We start from the raw sequence: 21,416 nt of genomic DNA on the forward strand, positions 1-21,416 counted from the left end.
AGGCGCCGTGCTTCAGATTGATACCGGAGCGCGGCGAATTTTACACAAGCCTTACGCAGCGGCGAACAGCTGCTCGTTGATCAACAGGTTAGCCTCGCTCATGGCCTTGCTGCGCACGTCATCGCCGTAGGCCAGGCCTTCGGCCCGCACCACTTCGATATCGGTGATGCCCAGAAAGCCGAACAGCAGCTTCAGGTAGCCTTCATGGGCAGCGCCCGACGCCTGGCCCGCATGCAGGCCACCGGCGGTGGAGACGATGATGACTTTCTTGTTGCCGCACAGGCCTTCAGGACCGGCTTCGCTGTAGCGGAACGTCTGGCCGGCCACCGCGATGCGGTCGATCCAGGCCTTCAACTGAGTCGGGATGGTGAAGTTGTACATCGGCGCACCCACCACCACGGCATCGGCGGCGAGGAATTCAGCCAGCGATACGGCACTCAGCTCGGCTTCGTGCTTCTGTGCGGCATCGCGCAGTTCTGCGGCGGTGCCCAGAGCGCCCAGGGTGGCGCCGGAGAAGTGGTTGATCGCGTCGCTGGCGAGGTCGCGGTACGTCACTTCCACACCTGGCTGCGCGGTCTGCCAGGCCTTGACTACCTCGGCACTGAGCTGGCGGGAAGCCGAGTTGTCACCGAGGATGCTGGAATCGATATGCAACAGTTTCATGGTGGATCTCCGTGAATGGGATCGACAGTGGCGATCAGATGGTGGTGATGCTACGCATGAAACCAATAGCCGATAAGCCAGCTAAAATGCGATAGTTTGTCCCACTGACAGGACAATAGGCGCCCCTATGCAAGACCTCAACGACCTCTACTACTTCGCCAAAGTCGTCGAAGCCGGCGGCTTTGCGGCGGCCGGCCGGCTGCTGGGGATACCCAAGTCGCGGCTGTCGCGGCGCATCGCCGAGCTGGAAGAACGCCTGAGCGCACGCCTGCTGCAACGCACCACGCGGCAACTGACGCTGACCGCGGTGGGCGAGCGTTACCTGCGCCACTGCCAGGCAATGCTGTTGGAAGCGGAAATGGCCGACGAGGCCGTGGCCAGTATGTCCAGCGAACCCCGTGGCCGCCTGCGGGTGAGCTGCCCGGTGGGCATGGCCCAGCACATGATGTCGGAACTGGTGGCCGGATTTCTCGCGGCGTACCCGCTGGTGCAGCTGGACATGACCCTGGTCAACCGCCGCGTCGACCTGGTGGCCGAAGGCATCGACGTGGCCCTGCGCGTGCGCGAACTGGGCGATGAAGACCCGTTGCTGGTGACCAAGCGCCTGCGCCAGGCCCAGACCGTGCTGGTGGCCAGCCCGGGCTTCATGCGCGAGCGGCGGGTCAACAGCCTCGAAGACCTGAAACAGCTGCCGATCCTCGGCGCACTGGAGGCCGACCGCATGGTCCATCAGCGCATTCTCGACCCCCGGGGCAATGCCCACGATCTGGTGATGGAGGCGCGCCTGGGCATTGACGACTTTATCGTGCGCAAGGCCAGCGCCGTCATGGGCCTGGGTTTTACCGTGCTGCCGATGATGTATTGCGAAGAGGAGCTGGCCAGCGGGCGTCTAGTGCAACTGCTGCCGCAATGGTCATTGCCGGGCGGCTGGCTGCAGGCCGTGTACCCGCACAGGCGCGGCGTGCTGCCGGCCATTCGCGCGTGGATCGATTACCTGGAAGAAGGCTTCAAAGGCTGTGGAGACCGCTTGCTATGACGATGACCGAAGCGCAAGTTGCGCAGTTCTGCCTGAGCCTGCCCGGCGCGCGGGAAGACTACAAATGGGGCGGCGTGCGCGTATTTTCGATTGCCGGCAACAAGATGTTCGCCCTGCAGAACCTGCGCGGTGACTCGCTGGCGTTCAAGGTCGACAAGGAACTGTTCCTCGGTCACGTCGATCGCCCCGGTATCCACCCGGCGCCGTACCTGGCGCGGGCGCAGTGGATCATCATGCACGTGCCCTACCCGCTCGGTGCGCAGGAACTGCGGGGTTTGTTGCAGCGCTCCCATCAGTTGGTGGTGAGCAAACTGCCCAGGCGCACTCAGCTCGGTTTATGGCTAGAGCACTGACAACAGCGTGCCGCCAAGGAACAACTGGTCAAGCCAGAACACCTGGTGCAGCAGCACAATCACCCAGAACAGCACCTGGTAAGACACCTTGCGCGTCTTGTGCCGGAACACCTGCTGGGCAATCAGCGCCCCAGGCCATCCGCCCGCCAGTTCCACAGCGTGCAGGATGTTTTCCGGGATGCGCCGGCCTTCGGACTGCGCCTTGCGCTTGTCGCTCCAGTACAAAAAGAACGCCATCACACTGACCACCGCGTAGGCGGCCAATGGCAGCAGGGTTTCGCCGCGCTGCCACACCAGCACCGAACCCAGCAGCGGCGCTGCGCACAACAGCGCGAAAATCAGCGCTTTAAGGCGTGGGTGCTGGATACTCATGCGTTGGCTGCCGACCAGTCGATCCAGCCGAACTGCCAGGTCGCCAGGATCAGCAGGCCGAAGCCGATGCGATACCAGGCAAACGCCGCGTAGCTGTGGTTGGCGATGAACTTGAGCAGGCCCTTGACCGCGATCATCGCGAAGATGAACGAGGTGACGAAGCCGATGGCAAACACCGGCAGATCGGCCGGCTGAAACAGGTCGCGGTACTTGTAGCCCGAGTACACCGCTGCGCCGACCATGGTCGGCATCGCCAGGAAGAACGAAAACTCGGTGGCGGTCTTGCGCGACAGGCCGAACAGCAGGCCGCCGATAATGGTCGAGCCGGAACGCGAAGTGCCCGGGATCATCGCCAGGCACTGGGCCAGACCCACCTTGAGCGCATCCTTCCAGGTGATCTCGTCGACGGTTTCGGCGTGCACCTGGTGTTCACGGCGTTCGGCCCACAGCATGATGATGCCGCCGACCACCAGCGCCGTGGCCACGGTAATCGGGTTGAACAGGTAGTGATGGATCAGGTCGGCGAAAATCACCCCGAGCACCACCGCCGGCAGGAACGCAATCAGCAGGTTGACGGTAAAGCGCTGGGCATTGCGCTGGGTCGGCAGACCGGTGACCACGTCGAGGATCTTGCGCCGGAACGCCCACACCACTGCGAGAATGGCGCCGAGCTGGATGATGATATTGAACGCCATCGCCCGTTCACCGCCGAAATTGAGCAGGTCGGCGACGATAATCTGGTGGCCGGTGCTGGAGATCGGCAGGAACTCTGTCAGCCCTTCCACAACGCCAAGAATCAATGCCTGAATGGCGGTCCAAAAATCCATACTTCCCCCAAAGGTCATGCGCGACGGCACGCCTCATTTCTATTTTTAAGTGGTTCATTGACGACACGACCCGGCGCAGACACGCACTGCAGGGCTGCAAAAAATCCGTGAAAAATCAGTCAGTACTCAGGTTTTGCGCTGACGGGCCGAAAGCCTATCAGACCCGCCGCAAATGTCGATGCAACACCCACAATTATAAAAAGCCCGGAGTGACAGGACGATGAACAGTTTGCGCACTATGTCGATCAGCCGCCGTCTGTGGCTGATCCTGATCGTCGCGGTATTGATGCTGCTGACCCTCGGCGTATTGATGCTCAAGCAGATCCACGACGACCTCTACCAGGCCAAGCGCCAGCAGACCCAGCACGTGGTGCAGACCGCCAGCGGCATCCTCACCTACTACCACACCCTCGAAACCAGCGGCGTGATGACCCGCGACGCCGCCCAGAAACAGGCCCTGAGCGCCGTGCGCGGCCTGCGTTACGACCATGACGACTACTTCTGGATCAACGACCTCACGCCCGTGATGATCATGCACGCGGCCAACCCCAAACTCGACGGCCAGAACCTCTCGGCGATCCGCGACCCGGACGGCTTTGCGGTGTTCAACGAGTTCGTAAGCCTGGCCAGGGCCAAGGGCGCCGGCATCGTCAATTACCGCTGGCCCAAGCCCGGCGCCGAAGCGCCGGTGCAGAAAACCTCGTACATCCAGCTGTTCGAACCCTGGGGCTGGATCATCGGCTCCGGGGTGTACGTGGACGACGTGCAGGCCGAGTTCAAGGGCCAGGTGTGGAAAGCCTCGCTGATCGGCCTGGGCATCGCGCTGGTGATGGCGCTGCTGGTGCTGTTGATCGCGCGCAGCATCGTGCAGCCGTTACAGGCGGCGGTGAATGCCATGGCCAACATCGCCAGCGGTGAAAGCGACCTGACCCGCAGCCTCGACACCCACGGGCGCGACGAAGTCACCCAGCTGTCCCGACACTTCAATAGCTTTACCGCCAAGCTGCGCCTGGTGGTGGGGCAATTGCAGACCTGCGCCAACGCCCTGGGCCACTCGTCCCTGGAGCTGGGCACCAACGCCAGTCAGGCCCATGACCGCAGCCAGCAGCAGTCGCAGCAGATGGAGCTGGTGGCCACCGCGATCAACGAGGTCACCTACGGCGTGCAGGACGTGGCGAAAAACGCCGAACACGCCGCCAGCGAGATGCGCGACGCCCAGTCCCAGGCGCAACAGGGCCAGGTCAATATCGACAGCAGCCTGCAGCAGATCGACCAGCTTTCCAGCACCATCAGCCAGGCCGTGGACGTGATTCGCACCCTCTCCAGCGAAAGCACGCAGATCGGCAGCGTGCTGGAGGTGATCCGCTCGATTGCCGACCAGACCAACCTGCTGGCGCTCAACGCCGCCATCGAAGCGGCACGCGCCGGCGAGCAAGGCCGTGGCTTTGCCGTGGTTGCCGATGAGGTGCGGCTGCTGGCACAGCGCACGCAGACATCCACCGCCGAAATCCAGGCCATGATCGAACGCCTGCAAGGCCACTCGGAAGCGGCGGTCAAAGTCATCAGCGACAGCCACAGCGCCTCGCAACTGACCATCGAGCAGGCCGGCCGGGCCGGCGCCAGCCTTACCGCCATTGGCCAGGCGCTGCACAACCTCAACGGCCTGAACGCGTCGATCGCCAGCGCGACCCTGCAGCAGGCGCAGGTGGTGGAAGACATCAATCAGAACGTCACCCAGGCAGCGGGGCTCTCCCAGAGCACCGCGCTGGCGGCCCAACAGTCCAGCGTAGCCAGTGCGCAGTTGCGCGGATTGAGTGAACAACTCGACAGCCTGCTGCGCCAATTCAGGATCTAGCGTCACCGTGTAGAGTGGCTGTGTTTTGTAGATCAGCGACCTCTGGGTACAATCACCGCCCTCTTCCACGCTCCCAAGGTACCGCCATGTCCGGGCTTGAATTGTTCGCCGCCGCCCTGGGGGTGATTGCTGTCTGGCTGACGGTCAAGCAGAACCCCTGGTGCTGGCCCATCGGCCTGGTGATGGTGCTGCTCTACACCTGGGTGTTCTACGACGTGAAACTCTATTCCGACATGCTGCTGCAAGTGGTCTACGCCGCGCTGCAAGTGTATGGCTGGTGGCAGTGGACCCGCGCCGGCGAAGTCAGGCAGGGCCGCCAGGTGACCAGCCTCAAGGCCCCGGCAATCCTCGTCAGCCTCGCGGTTGGCGCGCTTGGCAGCCTGCTGCTCGGCGCCGCCATGGCGCACTGGACCGATGCCGCGCAGCCCTGGCTGGACGCCGCCCTCACCGGCTTCAGCCTGGTGGCGCAGATGTGGATGGCGCAGAAACGCGTGCAATGCTGGCCACTGTGGATAGCGGTGGATGTGATCTTCGTCGGGCTGTTTCTCTATAAAGGCCTCTACCTCACGGCCGCGCTCTACGCGCTGTTCACCGTGATCGCTGTGCAAGGCTGGCGTGAATGGCGCGCCGACCCGGCGTTGCGCCCATGAAGGTGGTGGTATTGGCGGGCCCTGAGTCCAGCGGCAAAAGCTGGCTGGCTACGGAGTTGCATCGGCATTTTGGCGGGCTGATGGTGGGTGAATACGTGCGCCACTTTATCGATCACCACCAGCGCGACACTACCTTTGCGGACATACCGACCATCGCCCGTGGCCAACTGGCCTGGGAAGACGCGGCTCGCGCGCAGCAGCCGCACCTGTTGATCCTCGACACCCACCTGCTGACCAACCAGCTGTGGAGCCTGACCCTGTTCGGCGACTGCCCCGCCTGGCTGGACGAAGAACTGCTGGCCCGTCACTACGACCTGCACCTGCTGCTGTCCCCCGAAGACGTCGACTGGACTGCCGACGGCCAGCGCTGTCAGCCGGCACTGGCGGACCGCCGCGCGTTTTTCCAGAGCAGCCTGGACTGGATCGAACGGCACCGCCAGCCCGCCCTGGTGATTCGCGGCCAATGGGCAGCACGCCGCGCCGAGGCATTCGCCGCCGTCCATCAATTGCTGGATCAGCCACCTCGCCCCTAGGCGCTGGTTGCTTCGCCTACCGACTATCGGGCCGACGCAGTCCGCCTGCCGCATCGCCAGTCAACCTTCTAAAGGAGACTGGCCCATGAACCTGCGTATCGTTGCCCGCCTGATCAATTTGCCCGAAAACCGTGCCGTCCGGGTGCAAACGGCGGCGCACCCGCTGTTGCTGCTGCGTATTGGCGACCAGGTGCGTGCGTTCCAGGCCGATTGCCCCCACGCCGGCGCGCCATTGGAAGACGGCGTGATCTGCAACGGGCACCTGATCTGCCCCTGGCACAAAGCCGCCTTTGCCGTGGACAGCGGCGCCGTCATGGAACCGCCGGCACTGGTCGGACTCAGGCAATACCCGGTGCAGGTGCATGCCGGCGTGGTCAGCGTCGGCGACCAGCCCATTGCGGCTGAACCGCCGGCTCCACGCCTCGACGCGCGCTGCTTCGCAGTCATTGGCGCGGGCGCTGCGGGCACAGCGGCCGTGGCCACGCTGAGACGCGAAGGGTTCGCCGGACGCCTGCTCTGGATCGACCGCGAAGCGAATCCCGCCTACGACCGCACGGCCTTGAGCAAATTCGTGATCAGCGGGGAAATGGCCGCTGAAGACACCCCGCTGCTGCTGGAGGAACACAGCTTCGCCGACTTCGGCATTCACGGCGAGGTCAAACGCCTGGACGCCGCCGGCAAATGCATCGAACTGGTGGACGGGCGCCGCTTCGACTACGACGCTGCGCTGGTTGCCAGCGGCGGCGCAGCACAGCCTTTGGACATCCCTGGCGCGGTACTGAGTAACGTGTTCGTACTGCGTAGCCGCGACGACGCCGCGCGCATCGCCAACGCCGCGCAGTCAGGCGCATGCGCAGTGATAATCGGCGACAGTTTCATCGGTCTCGAAGCGGCCTCGGCGCTGCGCCAGCGCGGGCTGGTGGTGCAAGTAGTCAGTCGTCACGAGATACCGCTGGCGGCGCAGTTGGGCCGGCGTATCGGCGCGGCCCTGCGCCAACTGCACGAAGACAACGGGGTGATCTTCCACAGCAACACCGAGCCCGAGCGCTTCGACGGTCATGGCGCCGTCAGCACCGTGCTGCTCAAAAACGGCAAGCGACTGGCCGCCGACCTGGTGCTGATGGGCGTCGGCGTCAAGCCTGCCACCGCCTTCGTTCACGGCGTCAGGCATGCGGATGACGATTCACTGAGCGCCGACGCTCACCTGCAACTGGCACCGGGTTTGTGGGCCGCCGGCGACAATGTCACCTTCGCCTGGCAACAGTTGCCGGTGCGCATCGAACACTGGCGCCTGGCTCAGCAACTGGGCGTGCTGGCCGCGCGCAACATGCTCGGCGATACGCAGGCGTTCAGTGACGTGCCGTTCTTCTGGACCTACCACTTCGGCAAGACCTTCGAGGTGCTCGGGCGTGCGCAACACTGGAACCGCCTGCACCTGGAAGGCGACCTGCAACGCCACACCTTCATCGCCCTGCTGTGCCGCGACGATCAGGTCGAGGCGGTGATCGCCTGCCAGTATCAGCAGGCCATGGCGCGTCTTTCCCGGCGCATGCGGCAACCGCTGGGCAAGGCCGAAGCGCTTGAACTGATCCGTCAGACCCAGCACTGACCTGTGGGAGCGGGCAAGCCCTAATGCCGTTCAGTTAAGCGCAGATTCCCTGTGGCGAGCAGGCTTGTCCTGCGTTGGGCTGCGCAGCAGCCCCAAAACCAGACGCTGAGTCGTATCAGGTACACCGCGTTTTGCTTGATTGGGGGCGCTTCGCACCCCAACGCGGGGCAAGCCCGCTCGCCACAATAAGCCCACAAGCGCAGATTCCCTGTGGCGAGCAGGCTTGTCCTGCGTTGGGCTGCGCAGCAGCCCCAAAACCAGACGCTGAGCCATATCAGGTACACCGCGTTTTGCTTGATTGGGGGCGCTTCGCACCCCAACGCGGGGCAAGCCCGCTCGCCACAATAAGCCCACAAGCGCAGATTCCCTGTGGCGAGCAGGCTTGTCCTGCGTTGGGCTGCGCAGCAGCCCCAAAACCAGACGCTGAGCCGTATCAGGTACACCGCGTTTTGCTTGATTGGGGGCGCTTCGCACCCCAACGCGGGGCAAGCCCGCTCGCCACAATAAGCCCACAAGCGCAGATTCCCTGTGGCGAGCAGGCTTGTCCTGCGTTGGGCTGCGCAGCAGCCCCAAAACCAGACGCTGAGCCGTATCAGGTACACCGCGTTTTGCTCGATGGGGGGCGCTTCGCACCCCAACGCGGGGCAAGCCCGCTCGCCACAGAGGCTCCAGTTTGCTGCGCGACAGCGCTAAGTCGAAGACTTGGCGGAGCCTCCCACATTTGATCGTGTTTACACGCCCCTATTCCGGTCGGCTCTCAGGCCGCCGCGCTTTTGCTTTTGATCTGGAGCGCCCCGTCAAACACGCAGGCCAAGGGGCTCCCGTCAGTAACCCAGCGACAGCCCGGTATTGCGGCGCGGGTCATTGGCGCCATAGAAGCGGTTTTTCCCCACCGGCTTGCCATCCAGTGACGGCGCGCCCACCAGGATCGCGGCGAGGTGGTTGGCGTCCTGCGGGCCGGCAAACGTATGACCCCAGCTTTCAAGAATCTTGCGCGTGTCCGGGCTGACCGCGAAAGTCTCGAGGTTGGTGGCCGGCGGCATCCACTGCTGGTGGAAACGCGGCGCGTCCACGGCTTCCTGAATGTTCATCCTGTAGTCGATCACATTCAGGATCGTCAGCAAGGTCGCCGTGATAATGCGGCTGCCACCCGGCGTACCCACCACCATCACCGCCTTGCCATCTTTGGTCACGATGGTCGGGCTCATCGACGACAGCGGCGACTTGCCAGGTGCAATGGCATTCGCTTCGCCCTGCACCAGGCCGTACATGTTCGGTACACCCACCTTGACGGTGAAGTCGTCCATTTCATCGTTGAGAATCACCCCGGTAGTGCTGGCCATCACGCCGGCCCCGAACCAGTCGTTGAGGGTGTAGGTAACGGACACCGCATTGCCCCACTGATCAACGATGGAATAGTGGGTGGTGTTATTGCCTTCGTGGGGCGACACGCCTGGTTTGATCGCCTGGGAGTCTGCGGCCTTTTGCGGCTCGATGGCGGCACGCAGCTTGGCGGCGTAGTCCTTGTCCAGCAGGTGGGCGATAGGGTTTTTGACGAAATCCGGATCGCCCAGGTAGCTGTTGCGGTCCACGTACGCGTGGCGCATCGCTTCGATCTGGTAGTGCAGGCCCTGGGCCGAGTGATAGCCCAGCTCGGCCATCGGATAGCCTTCGAGGATGTTCATGATCTGGCAGATCACCACGCCACCCGAGCTTGGCGGCGGCGCCGAGACCACATGGTAGCCGCGGTAATCGCACTCGATGGGCGCCAGTTCGCGGGTTTTGTAATTGTCCAGATCGGCCTGGGTGATGATGCCCTTGCCGGCCTGGCTGGACGCCACCAGAGCCTTGGCCACCCAGCCCTTGTAGAAACCGTCGCTGCCCTTGGCGGAAATCTCCTTGAGGGTCCTGGCCAGGTCCTTCTGTACCAGCTTCTGCCCGACCTGCAGCGGTTGACCGTTGTGCAGGAAGATGCCGCGCAGGTCCTTGTCCTTTTCGAACTCGCCGGTGGCGGTGTGCAGCAGGTCGATATCACCCTGCTCCAGGGCAAAGCCGTTTTCCGCCAGGTTTATCGCCGGGGCGATCACCTGGGCGCGCTTGAGGGTGCCGTACTTGCTCAACGCCAGTTCCATGCCGGACACGGTGCCGGGCACGCCCACAGCCAGATGGCCCTTGGCGCTGAGGCCGTCAACGACGTTGCCGTCCTTGTCGAGGTACATGTTGGCGGTGGCCGCCAGCGGTGCTTTTTCGCGAAAATCGAGGAAGGTCCTGCGGCCGTCGGCCAGTTGCACGGTCATGAAGCCGCCGCCGCCGAGGTTGCCTGCGGCCGGGTACACCACCGCCAGCGCATAACCGACGGCCACGGCCGCGTCCACCGCGTTGCCGCCGGCCTTGAGTACATCCACACCCACGTGTGTGGCCAGATGCTGGGCCGTGACCACCATGCCGTTTTCACCGCCGACCGGGGCCTGGGAGGCGGCCTGCACCGCGCTGACGGTGAAGACGAGGGCGGTAGCGATCAAGGTGCGGCTGAAGGGTTGGTAGTTCATCCATGGATACTCGGCTGATTGAGATGCACCAAATTAGCCCTTCCCGGCGCCGATCCCCAGCGCGGTGGCGTTTTTAGTACAGAACCTGTCGGGGATAGAACCTGCGTGCTCGCGCCTGCGCTAGAATCGCCGCCATTGTTTGTCCGCCCCCCTGATACGAGCCCGCCCATGAGCTTTGATTTCGATACGATCCACTCCCGCCTCGGCACCGGCAGCACCAAGTGGAACCGCTACCCGCACGACGTTTTGCCGATGTGGATCGCCGACATGGACATCGCCGCACCACCGGCCGTGCTGCAAGCCCTGCACGCGCGGCTCGACCAGCAGGTGCTCGGCTACAGCGTGGCCGGCCCGGACGTGCGCGAGGCGATCATCGCCGACCTGTGGGCCAAATACGCCTGGCGCGTCCAGCCCGAAGAGCTGCTGTTTTTGCCCGGCGTCGAACCCGGCTTCAATATGGCGCTGCACGGCTTTGTACAACCGGGCCAGCCGGTGGTGCTGCAAACCCCCAATTATCGGCCGATCCGCCTGGCGCCCGGCCACTGGAACCTGCCGCGCATCGAAGTGCCATTCGTGCTGGTCGACGGCGAATACGTCACGCCCATGCCCGCCATGCGCGAGGCGCTGAAGGGTGCCGGCGCCTTGCTGCTGAGCAACCCGCACAACCCGATCGGCAAGGTGTTCCCCCGCGAAGAACTGCTGGCACTGGCCAACGCCTGCCTGGAAAACGGCGCGTTGATCATCTCCGATGAAATCCACGCCGAGCTGTGCTTCGACGGCCGCCGCCACATTCCCACCGCCAGCCTCAGCCCCGAGATTGCCCAGCGCACCATTACCCTGATGTCGGCCAGCAAGGCCTACAACGTGGCCGGTTTGAAGACCTGTTTCGCCGTGGTGCAGAACGCCCAGGTACGTGAACACTTCAACAACGCCCGTTGCGGCATGGTCGACAGCGTCAGCCCCCTGGGCCTGGAAGCCACCCGCGCCGCCTACAGCCAATGCGGCGAGTGGCTTGACGCACTCAAGCAGTACCTGCAAGCCAACCGCGACTACCTGCTGGACGCGGTGAACACGCGCTTGCCCGGCGTCAAGATGCACGCGCCACAAGGCACTTACCTGGCCTGGCTGGATTGCAGCGCCCTCGGCCTGGAAGACCCGCAGCGGTTCTTTCTGGAACAGGCCAGGGTAGGCTTGAGCGCCGGTATTGAGTTCGGCGATGACAGCCAGCAGTTCGTGCGGCTGAACTTCGGCTGCCCACGGTCGATGCTCGAGGAAGGCCTGCAGCGTATGGAACGGGCCTTGCGCTAAAACCCGTGAACCTCTGTGAGTTCCTGTTGCGGTGAGCGCCTGCATCAATGGGTGCAGGCCCTCACAATTTGGCGATGGACACTTCCGTCGATTTCACGAATGCAATCACTTCGCTGCCCACCTTCAATTCCAGGTCACGCACCGAACGGGTGGTGATCACTGACGTGACGATGCCGGACGCGGTCTGCACGTCGATTTCAGACACCACTTCGCCCAGCAGAATCTCTTTGATAACGCCCTTGAACTGGTTGCGCACGTTGATCGCTTTAATGGTCATGTCGGCTTTCCTGTTGGCTGTTGGGTCAATCCGCACGAATGCGCAGGCCCTCAAAATGCGCTATCAACCAATAAATCAAAAGGAATATATAACTCTTTATTTATTCGATATGGATATATAAGAACTGTTCGCCTGCCAACCCCTGATCAACAAACTGCCTTGTTGTGCCCGCCGAGGCAGGAACTGGCGGTGCAGTTGCCACACCTCAGGGACCGCCATGACCCGCTGCTGGCCCAGCTCAAGGCGCAGGCCCTGACCGAGTTGCAGCAGGCCCATGTGATCTAGACGGCGGTCAATGTCACCCAGAACCGCGTGCGTGCCTGCACCTCGAACCCCAGGGTTTGCGCCAGCAGGTTGAGGATACGGTCGGTATCTTCCAGGCGAAAACTGCCGGTGACCCGCAAGGCTTCCAGGCGCGGGTCCCAGCGCAGCACGCCTGGGCGGTAACGCTCAAGCTCACGCAGGAAGTCGCCCAAGGGCTGGTTCTGCGCGGTCAGCACACCGTCGCGCCAGTCCGGCTGCGTCACATCGAACGGGGCCGTGCGCCCCAGGCCAACCGCGCTCAACGGGGCCTGCTCACCCTTGTGCAACGTCGTCATCTGCCCCGTCAGGTCACGCACCTGCACCGCGCCCTGCAGCACCGACACCCGGCAACCACTCGCCAGTTGCCGCACACACACCTCGGCCTGGCTGACCCTCAACTGCCCGTAGCGCGTCTGCACCTGCAGGGCTGACGGCCCCGGCACCTTCAACGCCAGCTCGCCCTCGACGAGGGTGAGATGCCGCCGCGCCAGGTCCACATCCACCGCCGTGGCGGTATTGAGTTGCAGGCTGGCGCCCTCGGCCAGGGGCAGGCGCCTGCGTTCGCCGGTGGCGGTATGCAGGTCGGCGCGCCAGGCCTCGATGGGCAGCTGTCGGCTGATCAGCCAGGCGGTCGGCACCAGCACCGCCACCCCCAGGGCGCGCTTGAGCACGGCGCGCCGACCTGGCTGCGCACGGTCGAGGCTGGCCAGCGCCAGCGCCTGGGGCAACTCGCTGAAACGCTGACGCAGGGACTGCGCTTTCTGCCAGGTCTGTTCGTGTTGCGGATGGCTGTCGCGCCATTGCTGCAAGGCGGCATGATCACCCTCGGTGGCCGCGCCCGACTCCACCAGCGCCAACCAGTGCGCCGCTGCCCGCGCGACCTCGCGACTCATTCGTCCACCAGCAGGCAATGCTCATAGGCCTGGGCCATGTAGCGCTTCACCGTGCGCTCGGACACCTGCAGCCGCTCGGCGATCTCGCGATAGCCCACGCCCTCGAGCTGGCTCCACAGGAAGGCACGACGCACCGGCGCAGGCAGCCCGTCGAGCAGTTCATCGAGGGCCTGCAGGGTTTCCAGCAGCAGCCAGCGCTGCTCGGGCGACGGTACGCAGGCTGGCGGCAAACTGGCGAGGGCATTCAGATACGCCTGTTCCAGGCTGCGCCGCTGATGAAAGTTGACCAGCAGCCGCTTGCCGACCGTCACCAGGTACGCGCGCGGCTCCTGCATCTGCGCAATCGGCTGCGCGCTGGCCAATACCCGCAGGAACGTATCCTGGCTCAGGTCCGCAGCATCCCAGGCATTGCCCAGGCGCCGCCGCAGCCAGCCTTCCAGCCAACTGCGATGATCACGATACAGGCTCGACAAGGTTGGTTCGGGGGCGTGCGTGGGGACAACGGCATCATTCATGGCAAACCACCTGCACGGCGCGATTGAGTCTCAAATGAGATTCATTCTATTTAATATCGTGCTGGCACACCACGATCTTTTAAACAGGTTGTTTAGAAATCGGCCTGGAAAAGTTGTCTTTACTATTTGTCTTGTTGTGGATATTTTATCCAAAAGCTCGATAACCACCTTGATCGGCGAGGCCCCATGAAGACTGTCCACACCCGAGACGCCGCTGCGCCCGCAGGTCATTATGCTCAGGCAGTGGGCCACAACGGCACGCTGTATATCTCCGGACAATTGCCGGTCAGCCCGGACGGCGGCCATAACTTCTCGGCGTCATTTGCCGAACAGGCGCAGATAGCGCTGGGCAATCTGCTGGCCATCTTGCACGCCAGCGGCGGCACCCCGGCGGATTTGCTCAAGGTCACGGTGTATGTCACCGGCATCGCGCATTGGCCGGAGTTCGACCGCCTCTACGCCGCCGCGCTGGGCGAGCACCGCCCTGCCCGCGCGGTGGTGCCGGTGCCGGAGTTGCACCATGGTTATCTGATCGAAATCGAAGCGGTGGCGCGCTATTTGGCGTAGGTGTAGACCGCCGCGCGCGACACGCCCAGGTGCGACGCGACCGTCTCCATGGCCCGGCGCACGTCCATGCAGCCCGAGTCCTTGAGCTCCTGCATCAGCACGCGGCGATCAGCAGCCTTGAGCGCGCGGGGGGTGGTGGCCAGGCGGGCGGCGAATTGATCGATGCGCGCACGGATGACATCTGCGCCGGAGGGGTCGAGGGATTCGCCCGGTGTGTCATCGCCGACGCTGCTGAACTGTTCGAGCATGCCCTGCAAGCCGCGGAACAGCGACAGGTCGACATTCATGCACAAGGCGGCGACGTACTGGCCGCTGGTGTCCTTGATGCCGATCGAGGTGCTTTTGACCTGACGCCCGTCGCGAAACTGGTTCTGGTAGTTGGCAATGACCTGCGGGTAATCGGGGTCGGCAATCCGCGCCAGCCCAAGCTCGGTGGCCGGGTCATCGGGCTGGCGCCCGGAGAGGTTGTTATGGATGGCCAGGATCGCGTGCTGTGGGTCGCGCAAGTCGTGCAGCACCACTTCGCAGAAGGGGCTGAAGGTCTTGCTCAAGCCTTCGGCAATCTGTTCGAGCTGGCTGATCAGGTGAGTGTGTTCGATAGAGAGGTTTTTCATGCAAGACAACATATCCAGTCCTGGACAGGCCGTCAATTTGGCCGCCGTCCCCCTTTGTGGAGCTGCAACCATGGACACCCCTGCCGCACTGCTCGACACGGTCAAACTGCAGCGCAATATCCAGCGCATGCAGCAGCGCGCCGACAGCCTGGGCGTGCACCTGCGCCCCCATGTCAAAACCCATAAATGCGCGCAAGTCGTGGCCGCGCAGCTGGCCGCCGGCGCTCGCGGCATCACCGTGTCGACGCTCAAGGAAGCCGAGTACTTTTTCGCGCTGGGCATCGAGGATATTCTCTACGCCGTGTGCATTGCCCCGCACAAACTGCCCCAGGCGCTGGCATTGTGGCGCCGTGGTTGCGCGCTGACGCTGATCACCGACAGCCTTGCCGGCGCCCGCGCCATCGTCGATTTCGGCAAAGAACACGGCGCGACCTTCGCGGTCATGATCGAGATCGACTGCGACGGCCACCGCTCCGGGGTCAAGCCGCAGGCCCCGCTCTTGCTGGAGATTGCCGCCGTGCTCGGCGACAGGCTCGCCGGGGTCATCACCCATGCCGGGGAAAGCTACGGCCTGGACACGCCCGACGCCTTGCAGGCCATCGCCGAACAGGAACGCGCCCGCTGCGTTGAGGCCGCCGAGCGCATTCGCGCCAGCGGTCAGCCCTGCCCCCAGGTCAGCGTCGGCTCCACGCCCACTGCGCTGTCGGCGGCGCACCTGGACGGCGTCACCGAACTGCGCGCCGGCGTGTACGCGTTTTTCGACCTGGTAATGCACAACATCGGCGTATGCCGCCTCGACGAACTGGCCTTGAGCGTGCTCACCACGGTCATCGGCCATCAGCCGGAAAAGGGCTGGATCATCACCGATGGCGGCTGGATGGCCATGAGCCGCGACCGTGGCACTCAATCCCAACAGCAGGATTTCGGCTATGGCCAGGTCTGTGATGAGCACGGCGAGCCCATCACCGGATTACTGCTGGGCAGCGCCAACCAGGAACATGGCGTAGCGCACTTCGCGCACCACGACCTCGACGTGGTCACCCGCTTTCCACTCGGCACACGCCTGCGCATCCTGCCCAACCACGCCTGCGCGACAGGCTCACAGTTCGGCAGCTACAGCGCACTGCTGGAAAACGGCCAACGCCAGGACTGGCCCCGCCTGCGAGGCTGGTAGAACGACAATCCCATCAATCTGACTCGATGTTTGTGGAAGCTGGCTTGCCTTAATGCCAGTCAGTTAAGCCCGCTCCCACATTTGATCCAATCCCACTACCCCAAAAACAACCGAACCTTGTGCTCCAACTGATCCAAATGCCGGTCCCGCTGCTTCTCCGCATCCACCATCGCCCGCTTGCCATGCTTCTGAAGCAGATACGCATGAATCTGCCGCACCTCCAGCGAGCCATAGATGGACGCCACATCCAGCACCCCCATCAACCCATCCGTGCGGTAATCGCGGGTATTCATCACCACCTGCGTTCCGCGCCCGCCCAGCACCTGAAACCCCATGGCGGCAAACACCGCAACCTTCTCAACCGCACACCCCAGCTCCACGTGCGGATAACGCGCCAGCACCTCACCCATCATCGCGCGCGCCACGCCCTGGCGTCGGCATCCGGCCTGCACCGCCATAAAGGCCACGCCGCAGGCCTCGGGGTCATTCTTCACCGGCAGGTACAGCAGAAAGCCGATGACCTTTTCCGGCTCGCTATCGTCGGTGGCCACAATCAACTCGACCGCAATGCCCTTCTCACCCGACAAGGCCTCCAGGTACAGGTGCACCTCAAAACCGATGGCGTACTGATAGAGGTTGTAGAGCAGATTGCTCGGCGGCAACGCAACGCTGCTGATGTCGGTGAGGTTGTCCACCACCATCTGCAGAATCTGGCTGTTGACCGGCTCGGGGCACGGCGTGGTGTAGCGGGTAAGGCTGAACATGCACATTCCTGGGGCTTCGCTTCAAGACTGGCGCGATTGTACCCGTAGCCGCCCGGTCAGTGCCCGCACGCCGTGCGCAAACAACCGCTGACGCAAAAAAACAAAAAAGGCGTTGCACCAGACCGGGTTACATCGCGCATCATGGGCACTTTCAAGTTCAAGGGTTAACGTCCATGCGCGTTCTGTCATTGATGATGGGTCTCACGACGCTGGCCGCCAGTACGGTGTTCTGCGCCAGCGCGATGGCGAATGAAGAAAGTCAGCTGGTGCAACAGATCAACGAGTACCGCAGCCAGGTGCAGCGCTGCGGCGACCAGGGTTCCCAGGAACTGCCGCCGCTGGCCAGCGATACGCGACTGGTGCTGCCGGCCAACAATGTCGGCGATCTGCAGCAGGCCCTGGCCCGCGCGGCCTACCCGATGGTGAATGTGCAGGCCATCAGCCTGTCCGGCCCCAGGGATGCCCAGGCGGCGATGAAGGCGGTGCGTGAGAGTTTCTGCCGGGTGGTGCTGGACCCGCAATTTGTCGATATCGGCGTGAGCAACAGTGGCCAGGACTGGCGCATCGTGCTCGCCCGTCCGCTGCTCACCAGCGGCCTGGGCGACTGGCAGACCGAAGGCCGGCAAGTGCTCAACCTGATCAACGCCGCGCGCGAACAGTCGCGCCAGTGCGGCACCCAGGCATTTGCCGCCACCACGCCACTGTCGTGGAACGACACCCTGGCCAGCGCCGCCAACAGCCATACACGCAACATGGCCAACGGCAACTTCTTCGATCACCTGGACCACGACGGGCGCACGCCTGGCGACCGCGCCGAACTGGCCGGGTATATCGCAAAAAACATCGGCGAAAACATCGCCGCTGGCCTGGATACGCCGCGCAAGGTGGTCGACGGCTGGCTCGCCAGCCCCGGCCATTGCGCCAACCTGATGAACCCGCAGTTTCGTGAACTGGGCGCCGCCTACGCGATGGACCCGAAGAGCGACGCGGGCATTTACTGGACCGCCGTATTTGCCGCCCAGTAACCCTTGGGCGGCGGCCCAAAAAACCTGATGTTTCTCTATCCGATTGGATAGAGCATCAAAGTGCCACCTAGTAGACAATTGCGCTGAACTGGCGACGATCGTTCAGGTCTGTAACTGGCGACCTGACATTTCAGGCAATACTCGAACCGTGGCAGATAAGGTGTTGACCCGATGATGAATTGGCTGCAGGGCAGCAGCGGCATGGCTGAGCGGGTACGCCAGCATGACTGGGCCAGTACGCCGTTGGGGCCGCCTGATCAATGGCCGGACGTGCTCAAGACCACCGTCGCGCTGTGCTTTGCCTCCAGCTTTCCCCAGGCGATTATCTGGGGCCCCCGGCTGATCACGCTCTACAACGATGCGTTTGCGCCTATCCTCGGCAACAAGCCCGAGGCCCTGGGCCGGCCATTCAACGAGATCTGGCATGAAGTCTGGGACGATATCAGCCCCATCGTCGCCGACGCGTTCGAGGGGCATGCCACCTATATCGAAAACTTTCCCCTGGTGATTGAACGTGAAGCCATGCCGGAGCAGGCGTACTTCACGTTCTGCTACAGCCCGATCCGCGACCCCCAGGGCCGCGTGGTCGGCATGCTCGACACTGTGACCGAGACTACCCCCACGGTATTCCTCGCCCGTCGCCTGGCGGTACTGGACGCCATCGGCCGCAGCGTCACCAGCGCAACTGATGCCCAGACGATCATGACGTCCACTACGCAGCTGCTGGCCGAACACCTGCAGGTGTCCATCTGCGCCTATGCCGACATGGATGCGGACGAAGACGGCTTCACCCTCCGTGGCGAATGGTCGGCGCAGGGTATGCCAAGTATCCTCGGCCGCTACCGCCTGGCCGACTTCGGTGAACGGGCCGTCACCTGCCTGCGCGCCGGCCAGCCGCTGGTGATCCGCAACAACCTGGAAGAACTGCCGCCCCACGAGTCCGTCAACTTCCAGGCCTTGGGCGTGACCGCCACCATCTGCATGCCGCTGATCAAGGATGGCCGACTCACTGCGTTGATGGCCGTACACGACAGGCAGGCGCGCTTCTGGTCGACCTATGACCTGGCCCTGCTGGGCGAAGTCACCGAACGCTCATGGGCCCATATCGAGCGCGTGCGCGCCGACGTCGCCGTGCGTGAAGGCCTGGCTGCCTACACCGAGCTGAACGCGACGCTGGAGCAGCGCGTGGAAGAACGCACCCTGGCGCTGGCCCAGGCCGAAGCCGCGCTGCGCCAATCGCAAAAGCTGGAGGCCATCGGCCAGTTGACCGGCGGCGTGGCCCACGACTTCAACAACCTGCTGACAATCATCCGCTCATCGGTGGATTTTCTGCGCCAGCCCGGCCTGTCGCAAGAGCGTCGCCAGCGCTACATGGGTGCGGTATCCGACACCGTGGAACGCGCCAGCAAGCTGACCAGCCAGTTACTCGCCTTTGCCCGGCGCCAACCGCTCAACCCGGAAGTCTTCGACGTGAGCCAGCGGGTGCGCAGCATCGGCGAGATGCTCGAAAGCGTCACCGGCGCACGCATTCATGTGCGCGTCGAGCTGCCTGACCAGCCCTGCTACGCGCGCATCGACCCCAGCCAGTTCGAAACGGCGCTGATCAACATCGCCCTCAACGCCCGCGACGCCATGGACGGCCAGGGCACGCTGAGCCTCAAGGTCGCCTGCGACCAGCCTCTGCCGCGCATCCGTGGGGAGGCCTCATCGAGCCAGCCGCACATCAGCCTGTCCCTGGCCGACACCGGCGCGGGTATTGCCGACGACAACTGCGAGCGCATCTTCGAGCCCTTCTTCACCACCAAGGCGGTGGGCAAAGGCACTGGCCTGGGGCTGTCGCAAGTGTTCGGCTTTGCCAAGCAGTCGGGCGGCAATATCGATGTGGCCAGCACGCCGGGCCAAGGCACGGTGTTTACCCTGTACCTGCCGCAGGTGGAAGGCGAAGCGCGAGCGCAGCCGCCTGCCGAAGAACAGCCGCTCACGCTGATTCAGAACAACGCCCTGCGCCATGTGCTGATCGTGGAGGACAACCTGGAGGTGGGCCGCTTCGCCAACCAGATCCTCCAGGACCTGGGCTATCAAACCACCTGGGCCACCGACGCTGAACAGGCACTGGCGCTGGTGGGCGCCGACGCCATGGTGTTCGACGCGATCTTCTCGGACGTGGTGATGCCGGGCATCACTGGCGTTGCCATGGCGAAGATGCTGCGCCAGCAGCGACCGGAGTTGCCGGTGGTACTCACCTCGGGTTACAGCGACGAGCTGGCGGACAGCGGCTACGAAGGCTTCGAATTCCTGCCCAAGCCCTACTCCGCCGACCAGGTCGCGCGGGTATTGGCCAGGGCCTTGGCCCAGGAATGAGCTATTCCGCCACGGCCACCTGATTGCGGCCCATGGCTTTGGCGCGATACAGCGCCTTGTCGGCGGTGTTCATCAAACCGTGCAGGTCGAGGTCCTGGGCCTGGGTCGAGGCCAGGCCCAGGCTGGCGGTAAGGCCATGCACCGGCTCGGACGCCAGTCCCGCAACCGCCTTCACCAGTTGTTCGGCGATGGCCCGAGCGGTTTCCAGTGACGTGTTGGGCAACAGCACCGCAAATTCCTCGCCGCCCAGGCGGCCATACACATCGGCCTGGCGAAACGAAGTGCTGATCACCCCGCCGATCTGGCGCAACACCTGGTCGCCGGCCTGATGGCCGTAGGTGTCATTGATCGCCTTGAAGTGGTCCATGTCCATCATCAGCGCACACAACGGCTGCTGCTGATGACGGCATTGCGCGTACAGCACATGGGCATGTTCAAAAAACGCGCGGCGATTCATCAGGCCGGTGAGCTCGTCGGTCTGTGCGGCGCGCGTGGAGATGCTGTGGGCCCGCTCCATCTGGCGGGTCAGGCGGAAGGCTTTTTCCAGCGCATCGGACAACTTGCGCGTGGCGCTGACTACAAAGGAGGAAAACACCAGTACGGCGATGCCCACGCCCACCTGCATGGACGACGGCTGCAGCAGCAGCCACAGTGTGCAAGGCAGCAACACCAGGCCGATGGACACCAGCGTCATGGAGCGGTACACCGAGTAACAGGACACTGCGCTTACCGACATGCCCACGGTAAAGAGCATGATCAGCACTTGTGACAGACGGTCGTCGGTGGGCATCAGCGCAAAGGCACCAGCGCCCCATACGGCGGCCGAGAGAATGAGGGTGATCCAGTAACGGCGCTCCCAGCGTTGCGGGGTGCGCTCGCTGTTGGGGCAACGGAACCAGTCGGTGAACATCTTGACCCGCAGCAGCGACGTCAGCGCCAGCGCCACCAGCCATATGAGCATGACGCGATGATCAAAACGGTCCCAACACAGCCAGCAGAGCATGACGGCAGCCATGTAGCTGCCGAAAATCGCGGAAAAGGATTGGCGAAAAAGCTGATGCAAACGGTCGGTTCGCACCTGCTCTTCGATAAAACCATCCTGGTCCTGCCCACGCCCTAGGCCATTCATGAAAGCTGCCCGCTCCGCCTGCCATGACAAAGGCGCCAT

21 protein-coding genes and 2 pseudogenes are annotated in these 21,416 nt (G+C 63.6%); 13 read left to right on the forward strand and 10 right to left on the reverse strand.

The genetic code is table 11. The features are described 5' to 3' along the window. Positions 1 to 51: 51 nt before the first annotated feature. Positions 52 to 663: an FMN-dependent NADH-azoreductase gene (locus RHM60_RS05070; RefSeq protein WP_209982486.1), complete on the reverse strand. Its 612-nt coding sequence runs from the start codon at positions 661 to 663 to the stop codon at positions 52 to 54. 127 nt (positions 664 to 790) lie between these two features. Between RHM60_RS05070 and RHM60_RS05075 the strand changes: the two genes are divergently transcribed. Continuing rightward, on the forward strand, positions 791 to 1,699 hold the full coding sequence (locus RHM60_RS05075; protein WP_231423386.1) for a LysR substrate-binding domain-containing protein: 909 nt from the start codon (positions 791 to 793) through the stop codon (positions 1,697 to 1,699). A 2-nt stretch (positions 1,700 to 1,701) separates the two neighbouring features. After that, a complete protein-coding gene (locus tag RHM60_RS05080; protein WP_322214578.1) occupies positions 1,702 to 2,052 on the forward strand; it encodes an MmcQ/YjbR family DNA-binding protein in 351 nt (116 codons plus the stop codon). Here RHM60_RS05080 and RHM60_RS05085 read toward each other — a convergent pair. Further along, positions 2,041 to 2,424, reverse strand: coding sequence for a DUF1294 domain-containing protein (locus RHM60_RS05085; RefSeq protein ID WP_209982492.1), 384 nt, complete (start codon positions 2,422 to 2,424; stop codon positions 2,041 to 2,043). The genes RHM60_RS05080 and RHM60_RS05085 overlap by 12 nt on opposite strands. Next, positions 2,421 to 3,251 carry an undecaprenyl-diphosphate phosphatase gene (locus tag RHM60_RS05090; RefSeq protein WP_209982493.1) on the reverse strand — a complete coding sequence of 277 codons (831 nt, stop codon included), beginning with the start codon at positions 3,249 to 3,251 and terminating at the stop codon, positions 2,421 to 2,423. Before RHM60_RS05090 ends, RHM60_RS05085 begins: the two co-directional genes overlap by 4 nt. 310 nt (positions 3,252 to 3,561) lie before the next feature. On the opposite strand from RHM60_RS05090, the pseudogene RHM60_RS25660 reads away from it, so the two are divergent. The 5 genes and pseudogenes from RHM60_RS25660 to RHM60_RS05110 all read left to right on the forward strand — a co-directional run. Then, positions 3,562 to 4,248, forward strand: a pseudogene (locus RHM60_RS25660) (cache domain-containing protein); the annotation flags it as partial. Positions 4,249 to 4,371: 123 nt separating this feature from the next. Further along, positions 4,372 to 5,106 carry a methyl-accepting chemotaxis protein gene (locus RHM60_RS25665; protein ID WP_416195179.1) on the forward strand — a complete coding sequence of 245 codons (735 nt, stop codon included), beginning with the start codon at positions 4,372 to 4,374 and terminating at the stop codon, positions 5,104 to 5,106. A gap of 86 nt (positions 5,107 to 5,192) precedes the next feature. Further along, positions 5,193 to 5,756, forward strand: a complete 564-nt coding sequence (pnuC, locus tag RHM60_RS05100) for a nicotinamide riboside transporter PnuC (protein WP_209982497.1) — start codon at positions 5,193 to 5,195, stop codon at positions 5,754 to 5,756. Next, positions 5,753 to 6,289 carry an AAA family ATPase gene (locus RHM60_RS05105; protein WP_231423409.1) on the forward strand — a complete coding sequence of 179 codons (537 nt, stop codon included), beginning with the start codon at positions 5,753 to 5,755 and terminating at the stop codon, positions 6,287 to 6,289. Before pnuC ends, RHM60_RS05105 begins: the two co-directional genes overlap by 4 nt. A gap of 85 nt (positions 6,290 to 6,374) precedes the next feature. Next, complete coding sequence (locus RHM60_RS05110) at positions 6,375 to 7,898, forward strand: FAD-dependent oxidoreductase (RefSeq protein WP_322213841.1); 1,524 nt, start codon at positions 6,375 to 6,377, stop codon at positions 7,896 to 7,898. An 824-nt stretch (positions 7,899 to 8,722) separates the two neighbouring features. On the opposite strand, the gene ggt is transcribed toward RHM60_RS05110, so the two are convergent. Continuing rightward, a complete protein-coding gene (gene ggt / locus RHM60_RS05115; protein WP_322213842.1) occupies positions 8,723 to 10,447 on the reverse strand; it encodes a gamma-glutamyltransferase in 1,725 nt (574 codons plus the stop codon). A gap of 168 nt (positions 10,448 to 10,615) precedes the next feature. Between ggt and RHM60_RS05120 the strand changes: the two genes are divergently transcribed. Next, a complete protein-coding gene (locus RHM60_RS05120; protein ID WP_322213843.1) occupies positions 10,616 to 11,755 on the forward strand; it encodes a MalY/PatB family protein in 1,140 nt (379 codons plus the stop codon). Between the two features lie 61 nt (positions 11,756 to 11,816). Here the strand turns inward: RHM60_RS05120 and RHM60_RS05125 are convergent, their stop codons facing one another. Further along, the gene (locus RHM60_RS05125; RefSeq protein ID WP_003173733.1) at positions 11,817 to 12,032 is read right to left on the reverse strand and encodes a TOBE domain-containing protein; all 216 of its coding nucleotides are present in this window, start codon (positions 12,030 to 12,032) and stop codon (positions 11,817 to 11,819) included. Between the two features lie 174 nt (positions 12,033 to 12,206). Between RHM60_RS05125 and RHM60_RS05130 the strand changes: the two are divergent. Then, positions 12,207 to 12,317 (forward strand): annotated as a pseudogene (locus RHM60_RS05130) (ABC transporter ATP-binding protein); the annotation flags it as partial. Here RHM60_RS05130 and RHM60_RS05135 read toward each other — a convergent pair. Together RHM60_RS05135 and RHM60_RS05140 are read right to left on the reverse strand one after the other, a co-directional pair. Next, positions 12,314 to 13,228: a FecR domain-containing protein gene (locus tag RHM60_RS05135; protein WP_322213852.1), complete on the reverse strand. Its 915-nt coding sequence runs from the start codon at positions 13,226 to 13,228 to the stop codon at positions 12,314 to 12,316. The pseudogene RHM60_RS05130 and the gene RHM60_RS05135 overlap by 4 nt on opposite strands. Next, a complete protein-coding gene (locus RHM60_RS05140) occupies positions 13,225 to 13,743 on the reverse strand; it encodes a sigma-70 family RNA polymerase sigma factor (protein ID WP_209982507.1) in 519 nt (172 codons plus the stop codon). The genes RHM60_RS05135 and RHM60_RS05140 overlap by 4 nt, the downstream gene beginning before the upstream one ends. A gap of 186 nt (positions 13,744 to 13,929) precedes the next feature. Between RHM60_RS05140 and RHM60_RS05145 the strand changes: the two genes are divergently transcribed. Continuing rightward, positions 13,930 to 14,310 (forward strand): RidA family protein, encoded by a 381-nt coding sequence (locus tag RHM60_RS05145; RefSeq protein ID WP_209982509.1) that lies wholly within the window; start codon positions 13,930 to 13,932, stop codon positions 14,308 to 14,310. On the opposite strand, the gene RHM60_RS05150 is transcribed toward RHM60_RS05145, so the two are convergent. Further along, entirely contained in the window at positions 14,298 to 14,924 is a 627-nt protein-coding gene (locus tag RHM60_RS05150) for a helix-turn-helix transcriptional regulator (RefSeq protein ID WP_231423376.1), read from the reverse strand. The two genes, RHM60_RS05145 and RHM60_RS05150, sit on opposite strands and share 13 nt — an antisense overlap. A gap of 70 nt (positions 14,925 to 14,994) precedes the next feature. Here RHM60_RS05150 and RHM60_RS05155 point away from each other — a divergent pair, with 70 nt between their 5' ends. Then, a complete protein-coding gene (locus RHM60_RS05155) occupies positions 14,995 to 16,098 on the forward strand; it encodes a DSD1 family PLP-dependent enzyme (protein WP_322213853.1) in 1,104 nt (367 codons plus the stop codon). Positions 16,099 to 16,193: 95 nt separating this feature from the next. Here the strand turns inward: RHM60_RS05155 and RHM60_RS05160 are convergent, their stop codons facing one another. Next, on the reverse strand, positions 16,194 to 16,862 hold the full coding sequence (locus tag RHM60_RS05160; protein WP_322213854.1) for a GNAT family N-acetyltransferase: 669 nt from the start codon (positions 16,860 to 16,862) through the stop codon (positions 16,194 to 16,196). 173 nt (positions 16,863 to 17,035) lie between these two features. Here RHM60_RS05160 and RHM60_RS05165 point away from each other — a divergent pair, with 173 nt between their 5' ends. Beyond that, positions 17,036 to 17,887 carry a CAP domain-containing protein gene (locus tag RHM60_RS05165; RefSeq protein ID WP_231423373.1) on the forward strand — a complete coding sequence of 284 codons (852 nt, stop codon included), beginning with the start codon at positions 17,036 to 17,038 and terminating at the stop codon, positions 17,885 to 17,887. A 171-nt stretch (positions 17,888 to 18,058) separates the two neighbouring features. After that, positions 18,059 to 20,248 carry an ATP-binding protein gene (locus tag RHM60_RS05170; RefSeq protein ID WP_322213855.1) on the forward strand — a complete coding sequence of 730 codons (2,190 nt, stop codon included), beginning with the start codon at positions 18,059 to 18,061 and terminating at the stop codon, positions 20,246 to 20,248. A 1-nt stretch (position 20,249) separates the two neighbouring features. Here the strand turns inward: RHM60_RS05170 and RHM60_RS05175 are convergent, their stop codons facing one another. After that, positions 20,250 to 21,416: a GGDEF domain-containing protein gene (locus RHM60_RS05175; protein WP_322213857.1), complete on the reverse strand. Its 1,167-nt coding sequence runs from the start codon at positions 21,414 to 21,416 to the stop codon at positions 20,250 to 20,252.

This window comes from Pseudomonas sp. MH9.3 (assembly GCF_034354675.1).
GTDB lineage: Bacteria > Pseudomonadota > Gammaproteobacteria > Pseudomonadales > Pseudomonadaceae > Aquipseudomonas.

What these genes read in the sequence shown, in the direction of transcription:
- RHM60_RS05145 (WP_209982509.1), top strand. Translation starts at nt 13,930, where the DNA reads ATGAAGACTGTCCACACCCGAGACGCCGCTGCGCCCGCAGGTCATTAT.
- RHM60_RS05120 (WP_322213843.1), top strand. Translation starts at nt 10,616, where the DNA reads ATGAGCTTTGATTTCGATACGATCCACTCCCGCCTCGGCACCGGCAGC.
- RHM60_RS05110 (WP_322213841.1), top strand. Translation starts at nt 6,375, where the DNA reads ATGAACCTGCGTATCGTTGCCCGCCTGATCAATTTGCCCGAAAACCGT.
- RHM60_RS05070 (WP_209982486.1), bottom strand. Translation starts at nt 663, where the DNA reads ATGAAACTGTTGCATATCGATTCCAGCATCCTCGGTGACAACTCGGCT.
- RHM60_RS05175 (WP_322213857.1), bottom strand. Translation starts at nt 21,416, where the DNA reads ATGGCGCCTTTGTCATGGCAGGCGGAGCGGGCAGCTTTCATGAATGGC.
- RHM60_RS05160 (WP_322213854.1), bottom strand. Translation starts at nt 16,862, where the DNA reads ATGTTCAGCCTTACCCGCTACACCACGCCGTGCCCCGAGCCGGTCAAC.
- RHM60_RS05105 (WP_231423409.1), top strand. Translation starts at nt 5,753, where the DNA reads ATGAAGGTGGTGGTATTGGCGGGCCCTGAGTCCAGCGGCAAAAGCTGG.
- RHM60_RS05090 (WP_209982493.1), bottom strand. Translation starts at nt 3,251, where the DNA reads ATGGATTTTTGGACCGCCATTCAGGCATTGATTCTTGGCGTTGTGGAA.
- RHM60_RS05085 (WP_209982492.1), bottom strand. Translation starts at nt 2,424, where the DNA reads ATGAGTATCCAGCACCCACGCCTTAAAGCGCTGATTTTCGCGCTGTTG.
- pnuC (WP_209982497.1), top strand. Translation starts at nt 5,193, where the DNA reads ATGTCCGGGCTTGAATTGTTCGCCGCCGCCCTGGGGGTGATTGCTGTC.
- RHM60_RS25665 (WP_416195179.1), top strand. Translation starts at nt 4,372, where the DNA reads ATGGAGCTGGTGGCCACCGCGATCAACGAGGTCACCTACGGCGTGCAG.
- RHM60_RS05155 (WP_322213853.1), top strand. Translation starts at nt 14,995, where the DNA reads ATGGACACCCCTGCCGCACTGCTCGACACGGTCAAACTGCAGCGCAAT.
- RHM60_RS05135 (WP_322213852.1), bottom strand. Translation starts at nt 13,228, where the DNA reads ATGAGTCGCGAGGTCGCGCGGGCAGCGGCGCACTGGTTGGCGCTGGTG.
- ggt (WP_322213842.1), bottom strand. Translation starts at nt 10,447, where the DNA reads ATGAACTACCAACCCTTCAGCCGCACCTTGATCGCTACCGCCCTCGTC.
- RHM60_RS05075 (WP_231423386.1), top strand. Translation starts at nt 791, where the DNA reads ATGCAAGACCTCAACGACCTCTACTACTTCGCCAAAGTCGTCGAAGCC.
- RHM60_RS05170 (WP_322213855.1), top strand. Translation starts at nt 18,059, where the DNA reads ATGATGAATTGGCTGCAGGGCAGCAGCGGCATGGCTGAGCGGGTACGC.
- RHM60_RS05080 (WP_322214578.1), top strand. Translation starts at nt 1,702, where the DNA reads ATGACCGAAGCGCAAGTTGCGCAGTTCTGCCTGAGCCTGCCCGGCGCG.
- RHM60_RS05165 (WP_231423373.1), top strand. Translation starts at nt 17,036, where the DNA reads ATGCGCGTTCTGTCATTGATGATGGGTCTCACGACGCTGGCCGCCAGT.
- RHM60_RS05150 (WP_231423376.1), bottom strand. Translation starts at nt 14,924, where the DNA reads ATGAAAAACCTCTCTATCGAACACACTCACCTGATCAGCCAGCTCGAA.
- RHM60_RS05140 (WP_209982507.1), bottom strand. Translation starts at nt 13,743, where the DNA reads ATGAATGATGCCGTTGTCCCCACGCACGCCCCCGAACCAACCTTGTCG.
- RHM60_RS05125 (WP_003173733.1), bottom strand. Translation starts at nt 12,032, where the DNA reads ATGACCATTAAAGCGATCAACGTGCGCAACCAGTTCAAGGGCGTTATC.